The following is a 246-nucleotide window of genomic DNA, read 5'->3' as shown; positions in this document are numbered from 1 at the left end:
GACTTCATCTCGTCGGGCGCGGTGCGTGAGACGACGACCTGGGAAGCCGGCGGCAACGTCGACTGGAATCCCACCGACGAGTTCAAGATGGTGCTGGATGCGACGTGGTCGCGCGCCAAGAACGCGGGCGGCGGCACATCCTATTTCGCGGTCATCGGCTCGCCGTCGCAGTACAGCTTCACCCAGGCGGAGACTGGCGGCATCGGCTCCACCTCCGGCTATGGCGCGGGCGTGCTGAGCAATCCG

Annotated in this window: 1 protein-coding gene; it reads left to right on the top strand. The window is 66.7% G+C overall.

Features of this window, described 5'->3' with window-relative positions:
- The coding region (locus tag AC0CH8_RS19045) for a hypothetical protein (protein ID WP_465241221.1) at nucleotides 1-246 on the top strand (246 nt) is incomplete at both ends.

Source organism: Sphingomonas sp. AC435, from assembly GCF_979253005.1.
Note: the sequence above shows the minus strand (reverse complement) of the source record. Positions and strands in the feature narration are given on the sequence as shown.